This window comes from Streptomyces albiflavescens (assembly GCF_014645835.1).
Taxonomy (GTDB): domain Bacteria; phylum Actinomycetota; class Actinomycetes; order Streptomycetales; family Streptomycetaceae; genus Streptomyces; species Streptomyces albiflavescens.
The window spans coordinates 130,654-153,505 of record NZ_BMMM01000025.1; the positions used below are offsets into that span (position 1 = coordinate 130,654).

Genomic DNA, 22,852 nt, shown 5'->3' on the forward strand with positions numbered 1-22,852 from the left:
CCAACGCCCCCTATCCACTCCCCCACTCCCCCCTACTTGTCGGCGGTCAGCTTCCCCGCGCCTCCCCAACTGTCCGCCGGCACCTCGTGGATCCACACCTGCACGCTCCGGCCGACCGCACGATGTGCAGCCGTTCTGCCGCCCGGCCGAAGTGCAGCTCCTCGGCGACCGTCACGAAGTAGCTGAGCTGCCGCAATTCCATGGCATGGACTGTAGAGCGCCTTGCGGACCTACTGTTTCAATGGGCCGTTGTGGGAGGTGATGGACATGGTGTCCACCGACCGTTTCCTCGCCTTCGCGGCGATGTCACTGCTCGTGATCGTGATCCCGGGCCCGAGCGTGCTGTTCGTCATCGGGCGGGCGCTCGCGCATGGCCGCCGCACCGCCGTGGCGACCGCGCTCGGCAATGTCGTCGGCTCGTACCTGCTGGTCGTTGCGGTCGCGTTCGGAATAGGTTCGCTGGTCGAGCGGTCGGTGACGGTCTACCTGGCGGTGAAGCTGGCCGGTGCGGCGTATCTCGTCTTCCTCGGTGTGCAGGCCTTCCGGCACCGCAAGGAGATGAAGGCCGCCTCGATCCGGGCGGATTCCGCGGCGCCGGCCCGCGGCGATCTCCGTACCGTCCTGGACGGCGCCCTCGTCGGCGTCACCAATCCCAAAGGCGTCGTCTTCTTCGCCGCGGTGCTCCCCCAGTTCGTCGACCACTCCGCCGGTCGACTCCCCCTCCAGATGCTCCTGTTGGGCCTGGTCCCGATCTCCATCGGCCTGGTCACGGACACCCTGTGGGGGCTGACCGCGTCCGCGGCCCGCGCCTGGTTCGCGCGCTCCGACCGGCGTCTGTCGCTGATCGGCGGCGCGGGCGGCTTCACGATGATCGGGCTGGGGCTGACGGTGGCGGTGACGGGGCGCGCGGACTGAGCTCTACCCGGAGATGGCGCCGAAGCGGATGTCGTACGACGACGAGCCCGCCATCACCGTGAGCATCCGCTCGGCCTCCTGAACGACCTCGTCCCGCTGGGTCCTGGTGAGCTTGCCGAACGGCTCGATGGTGAGGATCTCGCCCTCCTGCCGCCATATGCCCGCGAGGAAACCGTCGACGAGCAGGGTGCAGTACGCCTGGTTGCCCTGCCAGGTGCGCCCCTTGAGGTCGGCCGGCACCACCCGGGAGCGGTCGGCGTGGGACAGCAGCAGGTTGTCGAACTCGGGCAGGAAGCGCGGCGGGGCCGGGGTGTCCACGTCCGGGCGGGGCGCGTCAGGGAGGTCGAAGAGCTCGACACCGTTCTCGTCACGGAAGGTCATCAGCTGGGGCCGGAGCCGCTCGAAGGCCTCGCGCAGCCGGGTCAGCCCCGCCCAGGTCTGCATGTCCTTGACGGAGGCGGGTCCGAAGGCGGCGAGATAGCGCAGGACGGTCGCGTCGGGCGCGGGCGCCGGCTCGGCGGGGCGGCCCAGCCAGTGCTCGGCGGTGGTGAGCGCGACCTGGCCGCTGCGCCCCCACAGGCCGCGCGGGGTGACCTGGACGAGCGGCAGCCGGCAGCGGGCGGCGACCGAGAGTGCGAACGGGTCGGCGTCCGGCCACTCGGCGAGCAGTGCCTGGCGCAGCTGTTTCATGGTGCGCGGCTCGGCCTCCACCAGCTCACGGCTGATCGCGGCGAGCCGGTCCAGGTCGACGCCGGTCAGCCCGTTGCGGAAAGTGCCCAGCTCCCGGTCGCGGGCGGCCTGCACGAGCGGGCGCAGGGTGAGGGCGTCGTCGGCGGTGTGCGTGTGGATGGTGGAGCGCATGGTGACGATGCGGACGACCTCCCGGTCGGCCATGAGCTGCGACAGCGCCTGGGGCGTGAAGCCGTCGAGACGGGCGGCGAGGGCGTAGTACGGCGGCTTGACGTTCTGCGCCTGGAGGCCGAGCAGGTGCTCGACGGCGGCCTTGGCGGACAGCGGCGAGCGGCGCAGCAGGAGCTGACGGTCGAGGGTCGCGCGGTTGAGGGCACGGGTGCCGAGTACGGAGCCGAGGGCCGTGGTCTTCGCGGTCGTCCCGGCGGTCGCGGCCGTCCTGGTCGTCTTCGTCATGCTCCGCACGCTAGCGCCGCTTGCGGACACCTTCTGTCCGCAACTCTCACCGGATCCCGAGGCGACTGGGCCCGCTCAGGTCGTTTGCCCCGTATATCCTGCTCCGTGATCACGCAGACGTACGTTCGAGATGGGAGGCAGCCGCGATGTCCGAGCGACGCGCCCGCTCAGCCTCGAAGAACACGGGCCATGCGAAGAGCACGGGGAACGCCAAGGAAACGGGGAGCGCGAAGGACGCCAGGAAGTCCGTCTGGCGACGCGCCCTGAATCCCCCGGCCGCGCCGCCCGCGCAGCCCCCCTCGCCCCGCCCCGACGCACCGGAACCGGAATCCACCGATGTCGCCAGCGTCGTACAGGCGGCTCTGTACCGCGACGGGGTACGCGTCTCGACCCCTTCCTCCCTCTCCGACACCTTCCGCCAGCTGCGCGAACAGCCGGCCGGAGTGGCGTGGATCGGTCTGGCCCGTCCGACGGAGGCCGAACTCCTCTCGCTGGCCGCCGAGTTCGACCTGCACCCGCTCGCCGTCGAGGACGCGATGGAGGCGCACCAGCGCCCGAAGCTGGAGCGCTACGGCGACACGCTCTTCGTCGTCCTGAGCGCCGCGCGCTATCTGGACGCGGCCGAGGAGGTCGACTTCGGCGAGCTGCACGTGTTCGTGGGACCCGACTTCGTGATCACGGTCCGGCACGGCGCGGCGCCGGACCTCTCGGCGGTGCGCCGTCGCATGGAGGACACCCCTGAGCTGCTGAAGCTCGGCCCGGAGGCCGTTCTCTACGCGATCCTCGACGCCGTCGTCGACGGCTACGTCCCCGTGGTCTCCGGCGTCCAGAACGACATCGACGAGATCGAGACCGAAGTCTTCCGCGGTGACCCCAAGGTCTCCCGTCGCATCTACGAACTCTCCCGGGAGATGGTCGAGTTCCAGCGCGCCACCCGCCCCTTGGTCGGCATGCTGCACGGCCTGATGGCCGGTTTCGCCAAATACGGCACCGACGAGGAACTCCAGCGCTACCTCCGCGACGTCGCCGACCACGTCACCCACACCAGCGAACGCGTCGACGGCTTCCGCCAGGCCCTCACCGACATCCTCACCGTCAACGCGACACTGGTGACCCAGCAACAGAACGCCGAGATGCGCGCGTTGGCGGAGGCGGGCTTCGAGCAGAACGAGGAGATCAAGAAGATTTCGAGCTGGGCCGCAATTCTCTTTGCTCCCACACTCGTGGGAACTATTTATGGCATGAATTTTGAGCACATGCCTGAGTTGAGTTGGACCTTCGGGTATCCCTTTGCGATCGGCTTGATGGGGGTGGTTTGCGTCAGTTTGTACGTGATTTTCAAGCGGCGAGACTGGCTGTAGCCTTCTCACACCTCGATCAACAGCACTTCATGCTTTTCTCTCGCACCAAGCAAACATCGAGCCGGAAAGGGCCAGTGGCCAGGTAGTGCCCCGCCTCGGACCACTACCGGCCTGCGCCGCTCGAAAACCCGATTCGGGACTGTGGCCTGCACGTTTGCTGATCCTGGGGACGCGCCCTCGGCCGGCTTGCGACGATCGGCGGATGTCGCTGTCGGTCGTCTCCGTGCTGGTCCGGAATCAGATCACGGTGCCCGCTGCCGTGCTGCGCAGCCGCGTGGCCAACGATGCGGAAGTGTTGGCGCTCCGGCATGAGAACGCGGTGCTGCGCCGTCAGATCGCCCGGACCCGCTACGAGCCGGCCGACTACCTCCATGTCACGGACCGGATGCGGTACCGGAACCTGACTCCGCGTCACTGCTGGGATGCTCCGGTGCGTTCAGTGGCTCAGATGGCGGACCAGAGGGCCCTCGCCCTTCTGTGCCGGTCCGCCGCCACCGCCGCTGAGACGCTTCCCGGCCGCCCCGTAGGCCTTCGCGACGTGCAGCCGGATCACCAGACGGCGCTCGCGCACCATCGCGGCACGGAATCCCTCCCAGTCGGGGTGCTCGCCCTGGAACCCGCGGAAGACCTGCACCAGTTCGTCGGCGATCGCGTCGTGCTCGTCGGTCGTGACCGGCGTCAGTTCGGCGTCTCCCTCGGCGACCATGTAGGAGAACCCGGCGCTGTCGCTGACGAAGAAGCTCGCCCGCGGGTCACGGCGCAGATTACGGGTCTTGGCGCGGCTGTACGTGACCATGAGGCGGATGATCCGGGCCTCGGGGTCGTACGCATACCCGACGTTGGAGAGCTGGGGACGGCCGTCGCGCTTCAGCGTGACGAGCGTGCCGATGCGCTGCTCCTGGAGCAGCTCGAACAGGGCGCTTTCGTCGCTTTTCCCTAATACCTCAGCCATAACTGGAGAATAGGGGGCCGAGTGCCTGTCCAACCATGTACGGCAGCTGGGGCAAGGCCAACTTCCGTGCTGCGTACGGCGGTTCAGCTCGGTCCGCACATGACGAAGCGGTGCCCTCGTCGTCGCCCGCGGGGGATGGAGCACGACGAGGACACCGCGGTCTCGGTGCGGTCAGGTGGTGGACAGGGCCTCCGTGGGAGGCAGCCTGGCAGCCCGTACTGCGGGATAGAAACCGGCCAGGCCACCGATGACCAGCGTGGCACCGATGCCGCCCGCCATCGCCCACACCGGCACCACCGAGGGCCAGCCCTGGTACGCGGCGTAGCCGCCAGTGACGGCGATGCCCAGCAGGACGCCGCCGAGGCCGCCCAGCGCGGACAACAGCAGCGCCTCGCACAGGAATTGCGTACGGATCTGACCGCGCGTCGCGCCGAGCGCCCGGCGCAGTCCTATCTCGGACCGGCGTTCGAGGACCGAGATGACCATGGTGTTGGCCACCCCCACACCGCCGACGAGCAGCGCGACCGCGCCGAGACCGAGGAGCAGCCCGCTCAGAGCGCTGTCCGTGGCCTCCTTGGCGGCAAGCGCGTCCGAGGGCCGCGAGACATTGGCCTCGCTCGGGTTCTCGGGGTTCGCGGTGGCGCCGAGGACCGCCTGCACGTCGGTGACCTTCGACTCCTCGGAGCGGGTGTACACCGTCGTCGGGTAGCCGTCGAAGTCCAGTTCCCGCTCCGCCGCGGGCCAGCCGACCAGGGCGGCGGAGTCCAGCTCGGGTACGAGCTCGTTGGGCGCGAGGATGCCGATGACCGTGAACCACCGGCCTCCCAGCCACACCTTCGTGTCCGGTCCCGCCTGGAAGACACCGAGCTGCTGGGCGGCCTTGGGGCCGAGCACCACGGCCGGGTAGCGCGCGTTGGCGGCGTTCAGCCAACGGCCTTCGGTGATCTCCGCGCCCGCGGTCTTCGGCAGGTCTGTGCGGGCCGCGTACACGTTGAGGCCGCCCGTCTCCTCCTTCGGGATGTGGTCGTTGCGGTAGACCTTGGCATCGGTCCTGCCCACGGCGGAGACCGACTCGACGCCCTCGATGTTGCTGATCATCTGGAGGGACGCGTCGGGCAGGTGGGCTGCCGCGCCGGAGAACGACTGACCCGGTGACACGGTGAGCAGATTGGTGCCGAGGGCCGCAAGCCGGCGGCTGAGGTCAGCGGTGCTGGACGAGGAGATGCCGACCACGCCGACCATCGCCGCGATACCTATGGCGATGCCGAGCGCCGACAGGAAGACCCGCATGGGACGCGACCGCAGCCCGGAGCCGCCGACCCGCACGACGTCGGCCGGCCCCATCCGGGCCGGCTTCGGGCGCGGCGGCGCGGCGGCGTGTGTCAGCTCCTTCGTCGCGTTCACCGCACGGCCTCCTCGGGAAGCGGGGCGAGGGGCAGCGCGCCCGGCGTGCCGCCGCGGCGGTCGATGCTGTCGAGGCCGTCGACGATGCCCGAGTCGTGTTCGATGTGGCCGTCCTTGATGCGTACCTCGCGCGGCAGGGAACCGGCGATGTCCCGGTCGTGGGTGATGACGACGACCGTGGTGCCGGCCCGTTGCAGGTCATGCAGGAGCTCGATGACGACCGCTCCCGACCGTGAGTCGAGGGCGCCTGTCGGCTCATCGGCGAGCAGCAGCGGCGGGTCGCCGAGCACCGCGCGGGCGATGGCCACCCGCTGCTTCTCACCGCCCGACAACTGGTGCGGCTCGTGGCCGAGACGGTGACCGAGGCCGACCCGGCGCAGGGCGCTCTCCGCGAGCCTGCGCCGCTCACCGCGCGGCCTGCCGCTGTAGAGGAGGCCGTTGGCGACGCTGTCGAGCGCCGGGACACCGGGGGCGAGGTGGAACTGCTGGAAGACGAAGCCGATCGTCCCGGCCCGCAGCGCGGACAGCTCGCGGTCGCTGAGGCGGTCGATGTCGTACCCGTCGATGCGTACGGTGCCCGCGGTGGGTCGGTCGAGCGTGCCCATGATGTTGAGCATCGTGGACTTGCCCGAGCCCGAGGGACCGACGACGGCGAGCAGTTCGCCGCGCCGGATCACGAGATCGGCGCTCTTGAGCGCGGCCACGTCTCCGTACGTCTTGGAGACCCCGTGGAGTTCGACCACGGGGCGGGGCGAACCGGTCACTTGGGGACCCCCACGACCGTGCCCGTAGTGATGCCGGGGCCCGACACCTCGACCATGCTGTCCGCGAACATGCCGACCTTGACCGGCTTGGCGTGTACGCCGTCCGACTCCACGGCCTGTACGGCGTAGCCGCCTCCGCGCTGCGCCACCAGTGCGTTGATGGGCACGGCAAGCACGTTCTCGCGGGTCTGCGCCTTCAGGGAGATCTTGACCGCGGCGGCCTGGTAGCGGCCGAGTCCCTTCTGGTCGTCGACCTTCAGCTCGACGGGCAGGGTCGCCTTCTTGCTGCTCGAGCCGCCCTGGCCCGCCGAACCTCCGGCGGCGCCCTGGGAGTCTCCGGACTGCGGCGTGGTCGGCGAACCGACGTCCGTCACCTCGGCGTTCACCGTGGTGTTGTCCGGCAGGGTGACCGTGGCCTTGGCGCCCTTCGCCACGATGTCCTCGTACTGCACGTCGAGGGCGACGCTGACGATCCGCTCGGTTCCGGTCCAGGTCACGACGGGCCCGCTCGGCGGGGCCCCGGTGACGGCCTTCACCTCGGCGATACGCCGGGCACCGGAGGCCACCACCGCGTCCGACGGCCGTACGGTGCCGGTCTTCTCGCGGCCCAGGTCCTCCTGCCACTCCCGTACAGCCGCGGCAGTCGACGCGTCGTAGGCGTCGTCGACGACGAAGCCGTCGTAGCCGAGCGCGGCGAGGTTCTTCTCCAGCGTCGCGACATCCGTGCCCTCCGTGCCGTCCTTCATGGTGCGGTAGAACGGAACCGAGCCGTAGAGCAGGGGGACCTTCTGCTCGTTGACCTTGTACACGGCGCCGCCCCGCTTGACGATGTCGCCGGCCGTCGGCACCCAGGTAACGGTCCCGGCGCCGGGACCTGCCGCGGCCGGGGCCTGCACGGTCGAGGCGTCGCCGAAGCCGAGGTTCCCGTCGACGGTCTCGGTGCGGGTCAGCGTGGTCCGCTGCACCTTGGCCGTCCGGGGCGGCGTCGACGCCGACGCGTTCGCCACGTCGCTGCCGTCGCCCCCGAAGACACCGGTGGTGGCGGCGCCCGCCGCGGCGGCCACCGCGATCGCGATGACCACGATGAGCGACGTACGCAGGGGGCGACGCCTGCGACGGCTCACCGGAGCGGGCGTGGTCCCGGTGCCGTCGCCCCCGCCCTCGGCGCCGCCGTCCACGGCGGTCTCGGGGCGGCTCTCTCTCGACGCGACGGAGCTGTTCTCGCCCCGGGTGTCGAGCCTGCGCTGGTCGACGGAGTCGAGGTCCCGCGCGCCACGCCGGGACACCTCGCCCGCCATGTGCAGTTGCAGTGCCCTGGATGTCTCGCCGGATGGGTCGCCCGCTGTGGGTGACTCATCGGTCTCCTCGTCCTGGGCCCTCTCTCGGATCTCGTCCGGTGCTGTCATCGGCCCGCCCTCCTAGCTACCCGTCAGAGCGCCGCCGGGCCACTTCGACTGGCAGGCCAGCCGGGCCTTGTTCCAGTCCTCGCCCCCCGGGTCGATGCCGCTGCTGCTGAAGTCGATCGACATGGACCCGCCGTTGATCGTCGGGTCGGGGAGGTTGGGCAGTCCGTTCTTGCGCATGCACTTCGCCCAGGCGGCGACCTTCCCGGAGTCCAGCGGTTCTCCTCCCCCGCTCCCGCCACCGCCGAGCTGGCCCTGCGGCATCTTGTCGCGGCAGGACTCCATCGCGGACTTGAACGCCTCGGAGTTCGGGTCGACGTCACCGCCCGGCGAGAGCGCGATGCCGCCGTTCGCCTGCTGCTGCGGATCGGGGAATCCGGCCACCCCGTTCTTGCGCATGCACTGGGAGAACGCCAGCGCCTGGTCGAACGGGCTGGTGGGCGAAGCGGTCGCGGCCGCTGCCTGCGGGTCGGTCTTCGACGACCCCGAGTCGTCGCTGGAACACCCGCTGAGTAAGAGGGCTCCGGTGAGAAAGACCGAGCCCACGGAGAGAGTCTGGGCAATCCTGCGTTTGTGTGTGAAGAACATGGGGCCAAGTTCTACGCGGGCGCCGGTCACAGGGCGGGCACAGCGGTGCCGTCCCACGGCGACACCGTCACGCGGCGGCGCGGTCATCGGGCAGGCTCGCGAGGTGCGCACCGGCCGGGACGGGTGCCAGGTCGCGCCGTTGCCCTGGCCTGACCGCCTGGGCCCGTGTCCGGCCCCTCTGTTCCCTCGTCGAGACCAGCCGGCGCCATGTCCCCTCCCCCTGTTCCCTCGTCGAGACCAGCCGGCGCCATGTCCCCTCCCCCTGTTCCCTCGTCGAGACCGGCCGGCGCCATGTCCCGCCCCGGCGCGACCGTTTCCCGCCGCCCCGGGCCCGCGTCCAGTTCCTCCACTCCCGTGATGCCTCGCTCCAGGAGGTCCACGAGGATGTTCCTGCTCTTTGCCATCGCCTCGGGGCCGCGGATCAGGTCCGGCTCCGCCAGGTCCTTGAGCGCGGCCAGGACGGCACCGAGATCCTCCTGGAGCCGGGTGAGGATGTCGGCGACGGCACCGGCGTTGGACTCGATGATGTCGCTCCACAGGCGCGAGTCACCGCGGGCGATACGGGTGACGTCGCGCAGTCCCTGACCGGCGAGGTGTGGCGCCTCCGGAGGGCCTTCGCTCAGGCGTGCCGCCATCAGACTGGCCACCAGATGCGGGGCGTGGGAGGTCAGCGCCACCGCGTCGTCGTGCGCGCGGGCCCGCATCACCCGTGGCTCGGCGTCGCACAGTGCGATCAGGTCGAGGGCACGGTCGAAGGCGGTCTTGGAGGTGAGGCGGGTCGGGGTCAGTACCCAGGCACGGCCGCGGAACAGGTCCGCGCGGGCCGCGAGCGGTCCTGACCGCTCGCGGCCCGCCAGCGGATGGCCGCCGATGTAGCGGCGAGGGTCGGGGACGCCGGCCAGGATCTCCCGCTGGGCGGGCGCCTTCACGCTCGCCACATCGGTGTAGCTCAGGGCGAGCCGCCGGGCCTGGGCCTCGGCGAGGACAGGGGCGGCCGCGCTGGGCGGGACGGCGATGACGGCCAGGTCCACGGGATGCGGCGGGGAGCCGGGCAATCCGGCGCCCAGGGCTGCGGCGGTGCGGGCGGCAGACTCGTCCCGGTCCAGGAGGTGGACGGTCACCCCGCGCCGGCTCGCGGCGAGCGCCACCGACGTACCGATGAGACCAGTGCCGACGACGGCCAGCGTACGGAGGGTCACGAGGTGCCTCCCGACAGCGGCTCGCCGTTCCCGGCCCCGTTCCTTGCGTTCAGCCGCTCGTCCAGCAGCGCGGCGAGGCGGTCCAAACCCTCCTCGATTCGGTCGGGCGTCAACGTACTGATGGACAAGCGAAGTTGGCGAAACCCGCCGGACGCCCCGTAGAAATGGTGCATGGGCGTGAACAGCACGCCGTAGCGGCGTGCGGCATGGGCGAGAAGGTCGTCGTCCACCGTGAACGGCAGGCTGAGCACGATGAAGAACCCGCCGGTCGGCGCGTTCCAGGTGATGTCGTGCCGGTGTCCGAGCCGACGGGTGAGACCGTCGAGCACCTGGCGCAGATTGCGCTGGTAGACCTCCGTCTCCCGCCGGTTGGCCGCGACGAGGCTGCACCCGTGGTCGAGCAGTTTGCCGCCGATCACCGCCTGTGCGATCGGAGCAGTGTTGACGGTGAGCATGCTTTTCAGCTTGGCCAACTCATCGGCGAGCAGGGAGGTCTCACCGTTCACGCCGGTCACCCGCTGGTCCGCCACCACGTAGCCGACGCGCGCGCCGGGCATGGCCGTCTTGGCGAACGAGCCCAGGTAGACGACCTGTTGGCGCTGGTCGAGTGCCTTCAGTGTCGGCGGCCGGCCGGCCGCGTCGGTCAGCAGACCGTAGGCGTTGTCCTCCAGCAGGAGCAGGTCCTCGGTCGCCGCGATGTCGAGGAGCCGCTGCCGGTCGGCCAGGGGAAGGCTGACGCCGGCCGGGTTGGCGAAGTCGGGAGTGACATAACAGGCGCGCACCCGGCGCCCTTCGGCGCGGGCCCGGCGCAGCTGCACCACCAGGTCGTCGAGATCGATGCCGGTGTCGCCGGTGCGGACCGGCAGAACGGGCATGTCGGCGAGCAACGCGGCGCCGGTCAGGCCGACATAGGCAGGGATGGGGGCGAGCAGCGCGTCACTGTCGTCGGCACGCAGAGCGCGCAGGACCAGGAACATCGCCTCCTGGCAGCCGACGGTGACGACCACACCGGCGGGGTCGGCCTCGATGCCCTCGTCCACGGCCAGCCCGCGCGCCACCAGGTCGGTGATGATTCCCTTCGTGGCGCCGTACTGGAACAGGGCACGGGCCACCTCCGTCTCGCTCATGTGCCGCTCGTCGCGCAGATGGTCGCAGAACGTCCGCAGATACGCGTGGAGGCGGGCCACGTCGTAGAAGCCCTCGTAGGGCCGGCCCGCCGCGAACGAGATCGCGTCCGGATAGGTGTCGGCGACCTGATTGAGGAAGTTCATCGATTCCATGGACACATCGGTGAGCGAGGCGTGCAGGGTGGCCGCTCGCAACTCGGCATGGACGATTTCCGATTGAAGAATTTCCATCGAACGACTCCTTGGCCGGGAACTTCCTGCGTCATCAGGGTCTACGGACTATGGATGGAGGGCAATGCCTGGACAGGTGCGGCTCCCTCTCGGTCAGCCGTACCATCGGGCCGTTCCGTGAATTCGGATCCACGGCCGGGCAGTCGAGGTGATTCCTCGAAGGGGAATTCCCTATGCCGGTTGGGCGGTTCGCGGGCTGAATTCGCATTCTTCACCACACTCGAGGAATCTGATGACGGTTTTACCCGCAGCGGCAGCAGTCAATGACCTCGCGATCGACTACGTCGAGATGTACGTCGGCGACCTGGAGGCGGCGGCGTTCGCCTGGGTCGACAAGTACGCCTTCACAGTCGCCGGCACCGGCGGCTCCGCCGAGCACCGGAGCATCGCGCTGCGCCAGGGCCGGATGACCCTGGTCCTCACCGCACCGACCTCTCAGCAGCATCCCGCCGCCACGTACGTCAGCACCCACGGCGACGGTGTCGCCGACATCGCCCTGCGCACCGCCGACGTGTCCGGGGTCTTCGGCGCCGCGGTGGCGGGCGGCGCCCGTCCCGTACGGCAGCCGACGCGACACGTGGGCGAGGGCCCGGCCGTCACAGCGGCCGTCTCGGGCTTCGGCGACGTCGTGCACACCCTGGTGGAGCGCGCACCCGGCGAGGGTCCCGGGCTGCCGGCCGGCTTCGTGCCCGCGCTCGGCTCGCGGGAGGCGCGCACCAGTGATGTGGGCCTGCTCGACATCGATCACGTCGCGGTGTGCCTGAACGCCGGTGACCTCGACTCGGCTGCCCTGTTCTACCAGGAAGCCCTCGGGTTCCGGGAGATCTTCCAGGAGCACATCGTCGTCGGCGCGCAGGCGATGGACTCGACGGTCGTGCAGAGCCCGACCGGCGCGGTGACGCTGACCCTGATCCAGCCGGACGCGCAGGCACAGCCCGGGCAGATAGACGAGTTCCTGAAGAGCCACCACGGGCCAGGCGTCCAGCATCTCGCGTTCTCCAGCAAGGACGCCGTGCGTTCGGTGCGGACCCTGGACTCACGCGGTGTCGGCTTCCTGAAGACCCCGGCGACGTACTACAACCTGCTCGACGAGCGGATCGGGCTGCGGACCCACGAGCTGGACGACCTGCGGGCGACCAACCTCCTCGTCGACGAGGACCACGGCGGTCAGCTGTTCCAGATCTTCACCGCCTCCGCCCACCCGCGCGGCACGATCTTCTACGAGGTCATCGAGCGCCAGGGCGCGCGGACGTTCGGCAGCTCCAACATCAAGGCGCTGTACGAGGCCGTGGAACTGGAGCGGACGGGGCAGCATGCGGCGCGCTGACCCCGGTGGCCGGCCGAGCACGGACCCGGGTGAGCCACCGGGCACCGTCGAACCGCACGAGCTGCGGGATCTCGGTGATGTGGAACGGGCCGCGGCCGCCGTGCTGCCCGCCGATGTGTGGGACTTCGTGGCGGGCGGGAGCGGCCGTGAGCACACGCTCGCGGCGAACCGGGAGGCGTTCGACCGGGTCTTCGTCGCCTCCCGGGTGCTCAGGGACGTCTCGGCGTGCGACACGGCCACGACGCTGCTCGGCCGGCCGGTACGGACACCGGTGGCGGTCGCCCCGGTCGCGTACCAGCGGCTGGTGCATCCCGAGGGCGAGTCCGCATCCGCCCGGGCCGCGCGGGCGGCGGGGGTGCCGTTCACGGTCGGCACCCTGAGCAGCGTCCCGGTCGAGGAGGTCACGGCGGCCGGTGGCACCGTGTGGTTCCAGCTGTACTGGCTGCGCGAGCGGGGCCGCACCCTGGACCTCGCGCGCCGGGCCGAGGACGCGGGCTGTCAGGCGCTGATGCTCACCGTCGACGTGCCGTGGATGGGCCGGCGGCTCCGGGACGCACGTAATCGCTTCACGCTGCCCGGCCGGGTGCGCGCCGCTCACCTCGACGGCGGCGCCACCTCGGTCGCCCACCTGCCGTCCGCCGACGGCTCGGCGGTGGCCGCCCACACCGCCGAGGCGTTCTCGCCCGCGGTGACCTGGAGTTGTGTGGAGGAGCTGCGTGCCGCCACCCGGCTGCCGCTGATCCTCAAGGGTCTGCTCGCGCCCGAGGACGCCGTGCGGGCCGCCCGGCTCGGCGTCGACGCCGTCGTGGTGTCGAACCACGGGGGGCGGCAGCTCGACGGCGCGCTGCCCGGCATCGACGCGCTGCCCGCGGTGGCCGAGGCGGTCGACGGGGCGTGCGAGGTCCTGGTGGACGGCGGTCTCCGCGGCGGCACGGACATACTCAAGGCGCTGGCCCTGGGTGCGAACGGGGTACTGGTGGGGCGCCCCCCGGTCTGGGGACTCGCGGCCGCCGGGGAAGCCGGGGCGCGGCGGGTGCTCGACCTGCTGGCCGAGGAGTTCGGCGACGCCCTGGGGCTCGCGGGCTGCGCGGATGTCGCGGACGCGCGGAGACTCCGTACGCTGCGGGCTCCCGCGGTGAGCGATGCCCGCAGGCCGCATTCGTGACCGCCCCACCCCGGCTGCCCGACCGCCTGGACCGCGTACGTGTCCACGCGGTCCGGGAACGTGACCACGGCTCCCGTGCACGGGATTCGCGTACGGGAGCCGCGTACGTGGCTACACCCCTCCGGCGTCCGGGCCGGTCTCGTGCAGCGTGATCGCCCCGGACGGGCAGCGGCCTGCCGCCGTCCGCACGGCGGCAGCCAACGCGGGCTCAGGTGCAGGGGTGTTGAGCAGAACCTTGCCATCGTCCTCCGACTGGTCGAAGACGGCCGGGACCTGTGCCAGGCACAGCCCCGAGCCCGCGCACCTCGCGCGGTCGACGTGTATCTCCCAGCTCATCGGCTTCTCCTTCACACGTTCACCAGGTGACGGGCAGCCGGTCCACGCCGTGGGCGAGCGCGTGGACGCGGAAGGGGACTTCGGACTCGGGTACGGCGAGGCGGAGGCCCGGGAAGCGCCGCAGCAGCGCCGGAAAAGCGATCCGCAGCTCCATGCGGGCCATCGTCGCGCCCAGACAGTGGTGGACGCCGTGCCCGAAGGCGACGTGCGCGGCGGGCTCGCGTGTGATGTCGAAACGGTCGGGCTCGGCGAGCAGCGCGCCGTCGCGGTTGGCCATCGGGAGGGAGCAGACGACGTGTTCCCCGGCCCGGATCAGCCGGCCTCCCACCTCGACGTCTTCGAGCGCGGTGCGGGGGGTCGGTGCGTGCGGCACCGTCAGGTAGCGCAGCAGTTCGTCGACCGCGCCGTCCACCGCCGCGGGATCGTCGCGCATGAGGGCGAGCTGGCCGGGATGGCCGAGGAGCAGCAGGGTGCCCAGGCCGAGCATGCCCGAGACGTTGTCGAGTCCCGCGAGGACCAGCAGGACGCACACGCCCCGCAGTTCGGCGTCGGTGATCCGGTCGCCGTGGTCGCGCGCCAGCATGCCCAGGAAGCCGTCGTCCGGGTCCTCGCGTCGGCGCGCCACCAGCGCGGCGATGTATCGGGACAGCAGCTCGCCGGCCGCCGCCCGCCGCCGGCGTCCCCGGCCGGCGGCGAGGAACGCGTGACAGCGGCGCAGGAAGTCGGCGCGGTCGTCGCGGGGCACTCCGATGAACTGGCACAGCGCCGCGCCGGGCACGGGCGAGGCGTACGCCGCCATCAGGTCGGCCGGCGGTCCCGAGCGCTCCATGGCGTCGAGGTGCTCGGTGACGAGGGCGGTGATGCCGGGTTCGAGGCGGCGCATCCTCCGCAGGGTGAACTCGGGTGTGAGGAACTGCCTCAGGCGCGTGTGCTCGGGCGGGTCGTAGTCCAGTAGCTGCCCGACCAGCTCGTCGGGCCGGGGGCCGTCGGGGGCGGTGCGGGCGCCGAAGCGGCGCCGGGTGGAGAAGCGGCGGTGGTCGCCCAGAACCTGGCGCACCTCGGCGTAGCCGGTGACCAGCCAGACGGGTACGTCGCCCGCCTGGGGGCCGCCGTCGATCCTCGTGACCGGCTCGCCCCCGGCCATCAGGCGCAGCTCTCCTGCGGGGTCGAAGCGGTCGCGGCGGGTGTGGACGGGTACGGCGGTGTCGGTCGAGGACGGCATGGCTCCCCCTGATCTCCTCTGCGGCTACCAGGCGACGGGTAGTGTCTCCACGCCGTACGGCGCCTGCGGGCGGAAGCGGATCTCTTCGGGCGGTACGGCGCAGCGCAGTTCGGGGAAGCGGTCCAGCACCGCCAGATAGGCGCTGGTCAGCTCCATCCGGACGAGCGAGGCGCCGATGCAGTAGTGGATGCCGTGGCCGAGCCCCACGTGGGCGGCCGGCTCGCGGGAGATGTCGAGGCGGTCCGGCGGTGTGCCGGGCGGCCGGACACGGTTGGCGGCGAACAGTGAGCAGGCCACCCGGTCGCCGGCCTTGATCACCCGGCCGCCGAGCGGCACGTCCTCACGAGCGGTGCGCGGTGAGGCGGTCGGAATGATCGAGAGGTAGCGGATGAGTTCCTCGACCGCCTGGTCGATCAGATGGGGGCACTGCCTCAACTGCGCGAGCTGGGTGGGGTTCTCGAGGAGCGCGAGGATGCCGAGGCCCAGCATGCTGGCCATGTTCTCGACGCCGGAGCCGATGACGAACGCGGTGAGGCCGACCAGCTCCTCGTGACTGATGTCGTCGCCGTGGTCCCGCACCAGGCGGCCGAGGAGGTCGTCGCCGGGGTCGCGGCGCTTGCGGGTGACGAGCTGGTCGACGTACGAGAGATACGCGGCCCCCGCGGTCATCTGCACCTGACGGCCGCGGAAGGCGGGCCGGCTGACCTTGAGGACGCGCGCGAGCTCCGCCCGGTCGTCGCGGGGAACACCGAACAGCTCGCTCATGACCAGGCCGGGCAGGGGCCAGGCGACGTACCGCATGAAGTCGGCGGACTGCCCGGCCTTCTCCAGGGTGTCCAGGCAGTCCGCGACGACGGCGTCGACCGCGGGACGCAGCCGGCTCATCCGGCGAACGGTGAACTCCGGGGTGAGCAGCTGCCGCAGCCGGGTGTGGTCGGGCGGGTCGTACTGGATGAGGTTGCCCGGTTGCACGGGGCGCGAGCCGTCGGCCGGCGGGGCGGTGCTGAAGCGCTCCGTGTCGCCCAGAACGGCCCGTACCTCCTCGGGGCCGGTGACGAGCCATCCCATGGAGGGGGTGGGGCCGTCGGTGAGGTCGGCCTCGAACAGGGGCGCCCGGGCGCTGAGCGCGCCGAGCTCGGGCAGCGGGTCGAGGCGGTCGCGGCGGTTGTGCATCGACAGGTCGGACGGCCGGGCCATGCGGGGGTCTCCTTCTAGTCGCCTTCGGGGGCGAACGGAAGCCAGAACATGCCGTCGGGGGACGCCACCAGGCCTCCGTCGAACAGCGGGGTCTCGCGTTCGGCGTCCTCGCCGAGCAGTGCGCGCATCTGGACCTGGCCGCCCTCCCGCATCACCTCGCGCACGACGGAGGAGCGGAACAGCGGCACCATGCTCTCGTCCTCGCTGCGTGCAAGTTCGTCGACCGCCTCGGCGAACTCCTCGGACTCCGCGCCGAAGCGCTTGGCGAGGACCTCGGCGTCGGTGAGGGCCCGCTCGCCGGAGGAGACGCCGCCGATGAGTTCGACGAACGACTGGAGTTCGGGACGGTTGGTACGAGTGACCTTCTTGGCCTGCCAGAAGTAGGAGTCCTCGTCGTGGTGCATGTCGTAGAACGACAGGAGGAACTCGTAGAAGACGCCGAACTCGCGCCGGTAGCGGGCCTCGAACTCGCCCAGCGCCTTTTCCTCGTCGACCAGTCCGGCGAGGGCGCTGTTGATCGAGCGGGCCGCGAGGAGCGCGCTGTACGTCGCCAGGTGGACGCCGGAGGAGAACACCGGGTCGACGAAGCACGCCGCGTCACCGACGAGGACCAGGCCGGGGCGCCAGAACGTCGTCTGGTGGTACGAGTAGTCCTTGCGGACCCGCAGTTTTCCGTACGGCCCCTCGGTGACGCGCTTGGCGTCCGCGAGGTGCTCCGCGATCAGGGGGCACTCGGCGACGAGGGACATGAGCGCCTTCTCCTGGTCGCCCTGGATCTTGTCGGCGAGCTCCCGCCGTACCACCGCGCCGACACTCGTCAGGGTGTCGCTGAGCGGGATGTACCAGAACCAGCCGCTTTCGAACGCCACCGACAGGATGTTGCCCGAGTTGGGTTCGGGGAGCCGCTTGCCGCCCTCGAAGTAGCCGTACAGGGCCAGGCTGCGGAAGAACTCCGAGTACTCGCGCCGGCCGCCCACCTTCCCGTGCAGGCGGCTCATGTTGCCGGAGGCGTCCACGACGTACGTGGCGTGGGCCTCGCGCTCGACGCCGTCGGCGTCGGTGTACCGCACGCCGCGTACCCGTTCCTCGTCGGCGATGACATCGGAGACGGCGCATCCCTCGCGGACCTCGGCACCGACCCGGCCGGCGTGGTCGAGCAGGATCTTGTCGAACTTGGACCGCTCGACCTGATAGGCGAACGAGGTCGGTCCCGTCATGCGCGGGGAGACCGAGAACGCGAAGGTCCAGGGGTCCGGGCTCGCTCCCCACCTGAAGGTGCCGCCGCGCTTGCGCGGGAAGCCCGCCTTGGCGAGTTCGTCCGCCACACCGGTCAGCCGGCACACGCCGTGAACGGTCGACGGCAGCAGGGACTCACCGATCTGGTGGCGGGGGAAGAATTCCTTCTCCAGAACCAGGACTCGCCGTTCCTGCATGGCCACCAATGCGGCCAGGGTCGAACCGGCGGGCCCTCCACCGACGACCACCACGTCGAATTCTTCGGAATTCGGCAAGGTCACCCCTCCCTTCCCTGTTCATCAGCTCTTGTTCTTCGTTGCGCTTGCTCATGCCTATTTCTCAATCGAGTCTGGAATTGGACCCGTTGAGAGTCAACGCTGTCCATCAGGCATGACAGGAACGGCATTCTCCGCATCCTGCGGAGCTTTCCGCCGATTCTTTCCGCGCTCTATCAGTGAGAGCAGGGGGCCGGTCATGAGCGTGGTGATCAGTGCCATGAGCACCAGCACGGTGAAGAGTTCCTGCCCGATGAGCCCGGCGTCCAGGGCGACGTTCAGGACGATGAGTTCGGTCAGCCCCCGGGTATTCACCAGGGCCGCCACGACAGCCGACTGGTGGGTGTCCATGCCGCTGAACCGTGCCGCCGCGTACCCCGGGAGCAGCTTGCCCAGGACCGCCACGGTGAGGATCAACGCCAGCAGGACACCGCCGTCGCCGTCGAGGGAGCCGACGTTGAACGACAGCCCCGTCGTCACGAAGAACAGGGGCAACAGCAGTTCGGCGGTCTGCTCCATGGGGCGCAGTACGTCGGCGTCCGGCACGCCGCCTGCGCGGGGCATCGTGAGCCCCGCGAGCAGGCCGCCGAACACCGGGTGCAGGCCCAGTTCGGCGGTCACCCAGGCGCTGCTCAGGGCGAGGCCCAGCGCGATGGTGAGCTGGCTGCCCTGGGCGACCGGGGACCGTTCGAGCCACCGGGTGAGCACGGGCCGCACCACCAGGGCCAGGGCCGCCGCGAACAGGGCGATCAGGAGCAGGGTCATCGTCCACGGGCGCGCTGACGCGTGTCCGGCGCCGGCGAGCGCGGCGGCCAGGACCAGCCAGGCCGCGACGTCCATGATTCCGGCGGCGGCCGTGGCCACGGTGCCCGCGGGGCTGCCCGCGTACCCGCGCTCGCGGACGATGGCCGCGAGGACGGGCAGCGCGGTGACGGAGGTCGCCACGGCCATGAACATCCAGAACGCTCTGCCGTCCGACTGGTGCGGTTGCACCGCCGTGAAGGCGCCGTGGAACAGGCCGGCCGCTCCGGCGCCCATTCCCGCGGGGACCAGGGCGGCGCACAGTGCCACGGCCGCCGCCGCCCTGCCGCCCTGCCGCAGCTGCCGCCAGTCGGTCTCGTATCCCACAACGAACATGAAGATCACGATGGCGATCTGTGACAGGACGGTCAGGAACGGGAGGACCTCGTGGGGGAAGAGATGTCCGGTCGGATTGCCGGGGAGGCGGCCGAGCAGGGTGGGGCCGAGGGCAATTCCGGCGAGGATCTGACCGATGACGGCCGGCTGCCCCACTTTCCGCGCTGCCGCCCCGAGGAGCCGCGAGACGACGACGATGACGGCGACGTCGCCGATGGCGACGGTCACCAGGGCTTCGGTGTCCATCTAGGTTGCCGCCGTGTCGCCGCGGCTCATCTCCGTGACGAGACTCGTGGGACGCATGTCCGTCCAGTGCTCGTCGATGAACGCGAGGCATTCCTGCCGGGTGGCTTCGCCGTGCTCGGTGGTCCAGCCCTCGGGGATCTCGGCGAAGGCGGGCCACAGCGAGTACTGGCCCTCGTCGTTGACGAGGACGAGGAAGGTTGCTTCTTCGTTGTCGAACGGGTTGGTCATCGCTCAGTCCTTTCGCGTGCCTTCTCTGATGTCGTCCCGCGCGGCTGCTCCAGCCGCCGCGCGACCACGCGTGCGATGCCCGACAACGGCTCGGGCCGCAGCATGTCGTAGTGGCCGACGGGGACTTCGTGCGTTTCGATGTCGCCCTCGATGTAGGGCCGCCAGCTCTGGGCCGCGTCGGCCGCCGGAGCGTCGTCGGGCCGGTCGGCGGTCGCGACGAAGAGGAGCAGGTTCCCCTGGAAGAGGCGCGGCGTGTGGTCGGGGGCGAAGCCCGACATGTTGTGCAGCACCTTCTCCAGGTTCGCCAGGACCTGGTCGCTCATGCCGGTGGAACGGTAGAGGTCGGGCAGGCCACCCCGGTCGCGCAGCACCGCGTAGCCGTCCTGCGTCCCTTCCTCCTCGCCGCGGAACTTCGACTTGGCCGAGTCGCCGTCGGGGTAGGCGTCGAGCAGGGCGAGCAACTCCACGTCCTCGCCCAGATCCTGCAGGCGGGTGGCGACGGCCTGAGCTATGACGCCGCCGATGGACCAGCCCAGGAGACGGTACGGTCCGGCCGGCTGCACGGTGCGGATCTGCTCCGCGTAGTCGGCCGCCATCTCCTCGATGCTCGCGGGCAGCGGTTCCGGCCGGGCGAGCCCACGTGCCTGCACTCCGTACACCGGCTGGTCCTGCGGAAGGTGGGCCAGGAGAGCGGCGTAGCCCCAGCTCAGTCCCATGCCGGGATGTACGCAGAACAGCGGCGGACGGCTGCCCTCGGGACGCAGGGGCAGCAGCACGCCGAGGTCGCCGCGGTGCCGGCCCGGGCGCCGGGCGATCCGGCCCTCCCCGCTGCGGTCCCGGGCCTCGTCCCGCACCGTGACCAGGCCCTCGGCGGTGCGCTTCGCCCGGTCCCCGGTGCGGACCATGCGGGTGCCGGGCGGCCCGAAGGGGCGGGCCACGAGATCCTCGCCCGCGTCCCGGGCCGCTGTCGCGTCCGTCAGATACAGGTCGCCCACGACGCCTTCCGGCACCGGGCGCAGCCGGTCGTCGAGGACCAGGGCACCGTCCGCGCCGTCCACGAGCCGGCTGTGCTCGTTCGTGCCGAGCAGCACGTCGACGGCGTCCAGGCGCAGGTCCGGATCGGCCGTCACCTGCTCGATGACGCGGACCAGGCGGTGCGCGAGGGCCTGAGCGGTCCGCTCGTCGAACAGGTCGACCGCGTAGCGGAGTTTTCCGTCGAGGCCTCCGAGGTCACCGTCGGGTTCGTACCGTTCGACGAGGCTGAGCGAGAGATCGAGTTCGGTGGTCCGGGCGGGGAGGTCGACCCGGGCCGTGCGCAGACCCGGCAGTTCCCAGGGGTCCCAGGCTTCGCCGACGCTGTCCTCCACCTCCAGCAGCACCTGGAACACGGGGTGACGCCCGGGCGAGGGCGACAGCTCCAGTGCGTCCACGACGCGCTCGAAAGGCACGTCGCGATGCTCGTGCGCTTCCTGGTTCACCGCCCGTACCCGGTCGAGCAGCTCACCGAACGTCGGGTCGCCCGACGCGTCCGTGCGCAGCGCCAGCGGTCCGGCGAGCGGGCCCACCAGCCCCTCCAGGCCGGGCTCGTCGCGGCGCGGGACGAGGGCGCCGACCGTGATGTCGGTGCCGGCGCCCAGGCGGGCGAGCAGCATCACGAGAGCCGTCTGTACCACCATGAACGTCGTCGTCGCCTCGTCCTCGGTCAGGTCGGCGAGGCGGGCGTGCACATCGGCGTCGAGCCGCAGCGGTACGGTCCCGGCCTGCCGGACGGTCTCGGGCCGGCCGGACTCCAGGGGCGCCGGCCTCGGTCGATCGGTGGGCAGCACGAGTGCGCCGTCCGTCCCCGCCAGGGTGTCCTTCCAGTAGGTGAGCTGGTCGTTGACGAGGCTGTCGGGCTGCCGCTCGCCCCGGAGCAGTTCGCGCTCCCAGAAGGCGTAGTCGGCGAACTGCACGGGCAGCGGTGCCCGTTCGGGCACCCGGCCCTCGCGGCGAGCCCCGTACGCGGTCGCCAGGTCGCGGACGAGGACGTCCACGGACGCGGTGTCGGCCGCGATCCGGTGCACCACCAGAAGCAGCACGTGTGCGCCGTCCGGCAGGGTGAACAGGGTCTGCGTCCACGGCGTCTCACGGGCGAGGTCGAACTCGTGCCCCGCATGCGCGACCAGGAGGTCGGCGAGGTCCGCCTCGGCCGCGGGCACCACGGCCGGTTCGGGGCGGGCCTGGGATACGTCCCGGACGTACTGCCGCATGTCGCCGCCGCGGGCGCTCTGGAAGGTGGTGCGCAGGATCTCGTGCCGTGCGGCGACATCGCCCAGGGCCGCCCGGAGCGCCGCGTGATCCAGCTCGCCGTCGAGGCGCAGCGCCACAGGGACGCGGTGAGCCTGCGCGGTGTCGTCGAGCTGGGACATCAGCCAGGTACGGAACTGACCCGCGGAGACGGGTACGCCGTCACGGTGGTCGACGGCCCGCAGCAGCGGACGTGCCTTCGTGGCGAGGAGGCGCGCCACTCCGACCGGCGTGGGCGAGCCGAAGAACTGCCGGAGGGCGAGTTCGACGCCGAATTCCTCGCGCACCCGTCCGGCGAGCCGCATCGCCAGACCCGAGTCCCCGCCCAGGTCGAAGAAGTTGTCGTCGCGCCCCACCCTCTCCAGGCCGAGGATCTCGGCGAAGAGGCCGCACAGGGTGGCCTCAGCCGCGGTCTGCGGTTTGCGGCCCGAGACGCGGTCAGTGAGATCGGGGGCCGGCAGCGCGTTGCGGTCGACCTTGCCGTTGCGGGTGAGCGGGAGCGCGGCCAGGGCGAGCACGGCGGTGGGCACCATGTAGTCGGGCAGTCGCCGCGCGATGTCCGCGCGCACCTGGTTGGGGTCCATGGTGGCCTGCGGGTCCTCGGGCACGACGTAGCCGACGAGGCGGCGCTCACCCGGAACGTCGTCGCGGGCGACCACCACCGCCTGGGACACGGCCGGATGCGCGGACAGCACCGCCTCGACCTCACCCAGCTCAACCCGGAAACCCCGCACCTTCACCTGCGCGTCCGCGCGGCCGACGAACAGCAACTCACCGGTGGCGGTGGCACGGACCAGGTCCCCGGTGCGGTACATCCGCTCCCCCGCAGCAAACGGGCACGCCACAAAACGCTCAGCGGTCAGCGCCGGACGGTCCCAGTAACCGGCAGCCAGCCCGGCACCGGATACATACAGTTCACCCACCGTGCCAGGCGGGACCGGCTGCAAGAACGCGTCCAGCACAAAGACCCTGCGGTGAGACAGCGGGCGCCCGATAGGCAGGACAGAAGCCGCCGCATCACCAGGGGCCAGGACATGCCACGTCGCACACAACGTCGTCTCCGTCGGCCCATACAAGTGCCGCACGGCCACACCCGGGCACGCCTCC

Annotated in this window: 19 protein-coding genes and 1 pseudogene; 4 read left to right on the plus strand and 16 right to left on the minus strand. The window is 71.0% G+C overall.

Annotated features, from left to right (window positions below; genetic code table 11):
* Positions 1–109 precede the first annotated feature (109 nt).
* Positions 110–202 (minus strand): annotated as a pseudogene (locus tag IEY95_RS43525) (LysR family transcriptional regulator); the annotation flags it as partial.
* 65 nt (positions 203–267) lie between these two features.
* Here IEY95_RS43525 and IEY95_RS43530 point away from each other — a divergent pair.
* Entirely contained in the window at positions 268–915 is a 648-nt protein-coding gene (locus IEY95_RS43530) for a LysE family translocator (protein WP_189191810.1), read from the plus strand.
* A gap of 3 nt (positions 916–918) precedes the next feature.
* Here the strand turns inward: IEY95_RS43530 and IEY95_RS43535 are convergent, their stop codons facing one another.
* On the minus strand, positions 919–2,061 hold the full coding sequence (locus IEY95_RS43535) for a winged helix DNA-binding domain-containing protein (RefSeq protein ID WP_189191811.1): 1,143 nt from the start codon (positions 2,059–2,061) through the stop codon (positions 919–921).
* Between the two features lie 146 nt (positions 2,062–2,207).
* Between IEY95_RS43535 and IEY95_RS43540 the strand changes: the two genes are divergently transcribed.
* Positions 2,208–3,422: a magnesium and cobalt transport protein CorA gene (locus tag IEY95_RS43540; RefSeq protein WP_189191812.1), complete on the plus strand. Its 1,215-nt coding sequence runs from the start codon at positions 2,208–2,210 to the stop codon at positions 3,420–3,422.
* Between the two features lie 436 nt (positions 3,423–3,858).
* Here the strand turns inward: IEY95_RS43540 and IEY95_RS43545 are convergent, their stop codons facing one another.
* The 7 genes from IEY95_RS43545 to IEY95_RS43575 form a co-directional block, all read right to left on the minus strand.
* Positions 3,859–4,374, minus strand: coding sequence for a PPOX class F420-dependent oxidoreductase (locus IEY95_RS43545; RefSeq protein ID WP_189191813.1), 516 nt, complete (start codon positions 4,372–4,374; stop codon positions 3,859–3,861).
* Between the two features lie 171 nt (positions 4,375–4,545).
* Positions 4,546–5,718: an ABC transporter permease gene (locus IEY95_RS43550; protein WP_189191840.1), complete on the minus strand. Its 1,173-nt coding sequence runs from the start codon at positions 5,716–5,718 to the stop codon at positions 4,546–4,548.
* Between the two features lie 56 nt (positions 5,719–5,774).
* Positions 5,775–6,542 carry an ABC transporter ATP-binding protein gene (locus tag IEY95_RS43555; RefSeq protein ID WP_308429411.1) on the minus strand — a complete coding sequence of 256 codons (768 nt, stop codon included), beginning with the start codon at positions 6,540–6,542 and terminating at the stop codon, positions 5,775–5,777.
* Positions 6,539–7,948, minus strand: coding sequence for a peptidoglycan-binding domain-containing protein (locus IEY95_RS43560; RefSeq protein WP_229703766.1), 1,410 nt, complete (start codon positions 7,946–7,948; stop codon positions 6,539–6,541). The genes IEY95_RS43555 and IEY95_RS43560 overlap by 4 nt, the downstream gene beginning before the upstream one ends.
* A 12-nt stretch (positions 7,949–7,960) precedes the next feature.
* The gene (locus IEY95_RS43565; protein WP_189191814.1) at positions 7,961–8,533 is read right to left on the minus strand and encodes a hypothetical protein; all 573 of its coding nucleotides are present in this window, start codon (positions 8,531–8,533) and stop codon (positions 7,961–7,963) included.
* A gap of 83 nt (positions 8,534–8,616) precedes the next feature.
* Positions 8,617–9,732 carry a prephenate dehydrogenase gene (locus IEY95_RS43570; RefSeq protein ID WP_189191815.1) on the minus strand — a complete coding sequence of 372 codons (1,116 nt, stop codon included), beginning with the start codon at positions 9,730–9,732 and terminating at the stop codon, positions 8,617–8,619.
* On the minus strand, positions 9,729–11,090 hold the full coding sequence (locus IEY95_RS43575) for an aminotransferase-like domain-containing protein (RefSeq protein WP_189191816.1): 1,362 nt from the start codon (positions 11,088–11,090) through the stop codon (positions 9,729–9,731). Before IEY95_RS43575 ends, IEY95_RS43570 begins: the two co-directional genes overlap by 4 nt.
* 232 nt (positions 11,091–11,322) lie before the next feature.
* Between IEY95_RS43575 and hppD the strand changes: the two genes are divergently transcribed.
* Complete coding sequence (gene hppD, locus IEY95_RS43580; protein WP_189191817.1) at positions 11,323–12,417, plus strand: 4-hydroxyphenylpyruvate dioxygenase; 1,095 nt, start codon at positions 11,323–11,325, stop codon at positions 12,415–12,417.
* Entirely contained in the window at positions 12,404–13,582 is a 1,179-nt protein-coding gene (locus IEY95_RS43585; RefSeq protein WP_189191818.1) for an alpha-hydroxy acid oxidase, read from the plus strand. The genes hppD and IEY95_RS43585 overlap by 14 nt, the downstream gene beginning before the upstream one ends.
* Before the next feature lie 111 nt (positions 13,583–13,693).
* On the opposite strand, the gene IEY95_RS43590 is transcribed toward IEY95_RS43585, so the two are convergent.
* The 7 genes from IEY95_RS43590 to IEY95_RS43620 form a co-directional block, all read right to left on the minus strand.
* Positions 13,694–13,918: a ferredoxin gene (locus IEY95_RS43590; protein ID WP_189191819.1), complete on the minus strand. Its 225-nt coding sequence runs from the start codon at positions 13,916–13,918 to the stop codon at positions 13,694–13,696.
* Between the two features lie 19 nt (positions 13,919–13,937).
* Positions 13,938–15,140 (minus strand): cytochrome P450, encoded by a 1,203-nt coding sequence (locus IEY95_RS43595; RefSeq protein ID WP_189191820.1) that lies wholly within the window; start codon positions 15,138–15,140, stop codon positions 13,938–13,940.
* A 24-nt stretch (positions 15,141–15,164) separates the two neighbouring features.
* Positions 15,165–16,337, minus strand: a complete 1,173-nt coding sequence (locus IEY95_RS43600) for a cytochrome P450 (protein ID WP_189191821.1) — start codon at positions 16,335–16,337, stop codon at positions 15,165–15,167.
* Between the two features lie 14 nt (positions 16,338–16,351).
* Entirely contained in the window at positions 16,352–17,854 is a 1,503-nt protein-coding gene (locus tag IEY95_RS43605) for a tryptophan 7-halogenase (protein ID WP_373294668.1), read from the minus strand.
* A gap of 90 nt (positions 17,855–17,944) precedes the next feature.
* Entirely contained in the window at positions 17,945–19,231 is a 1,287-nt protein-coding gene (locus IEY95_RS43610) for a cation:proton antiporter (protein ID WP_189191823.1), read from the minus strand.
* Positions 19,232–19,459: an MbtH family protein gene (locus tag IEY95_RS43615; protein ID WP_189191824.1), complete on the minus strand. Its 228-nt coding sequence runs from the start codon at positions 19,457–19,459 to the stop codon at positions 19,232–19,234.
* Positions 19,456–22,852 (minus strand): condensation domain-containing protein (locus tag IEY95_RS43620; RefSeq protein ID WP_189191825.1); only part of this gene is annotated, 3,397 nt, incomplete at its 5' end. The genes IEY95_RS43620 and IEY95_RS43615, both read right to left, overlap by 4 nt.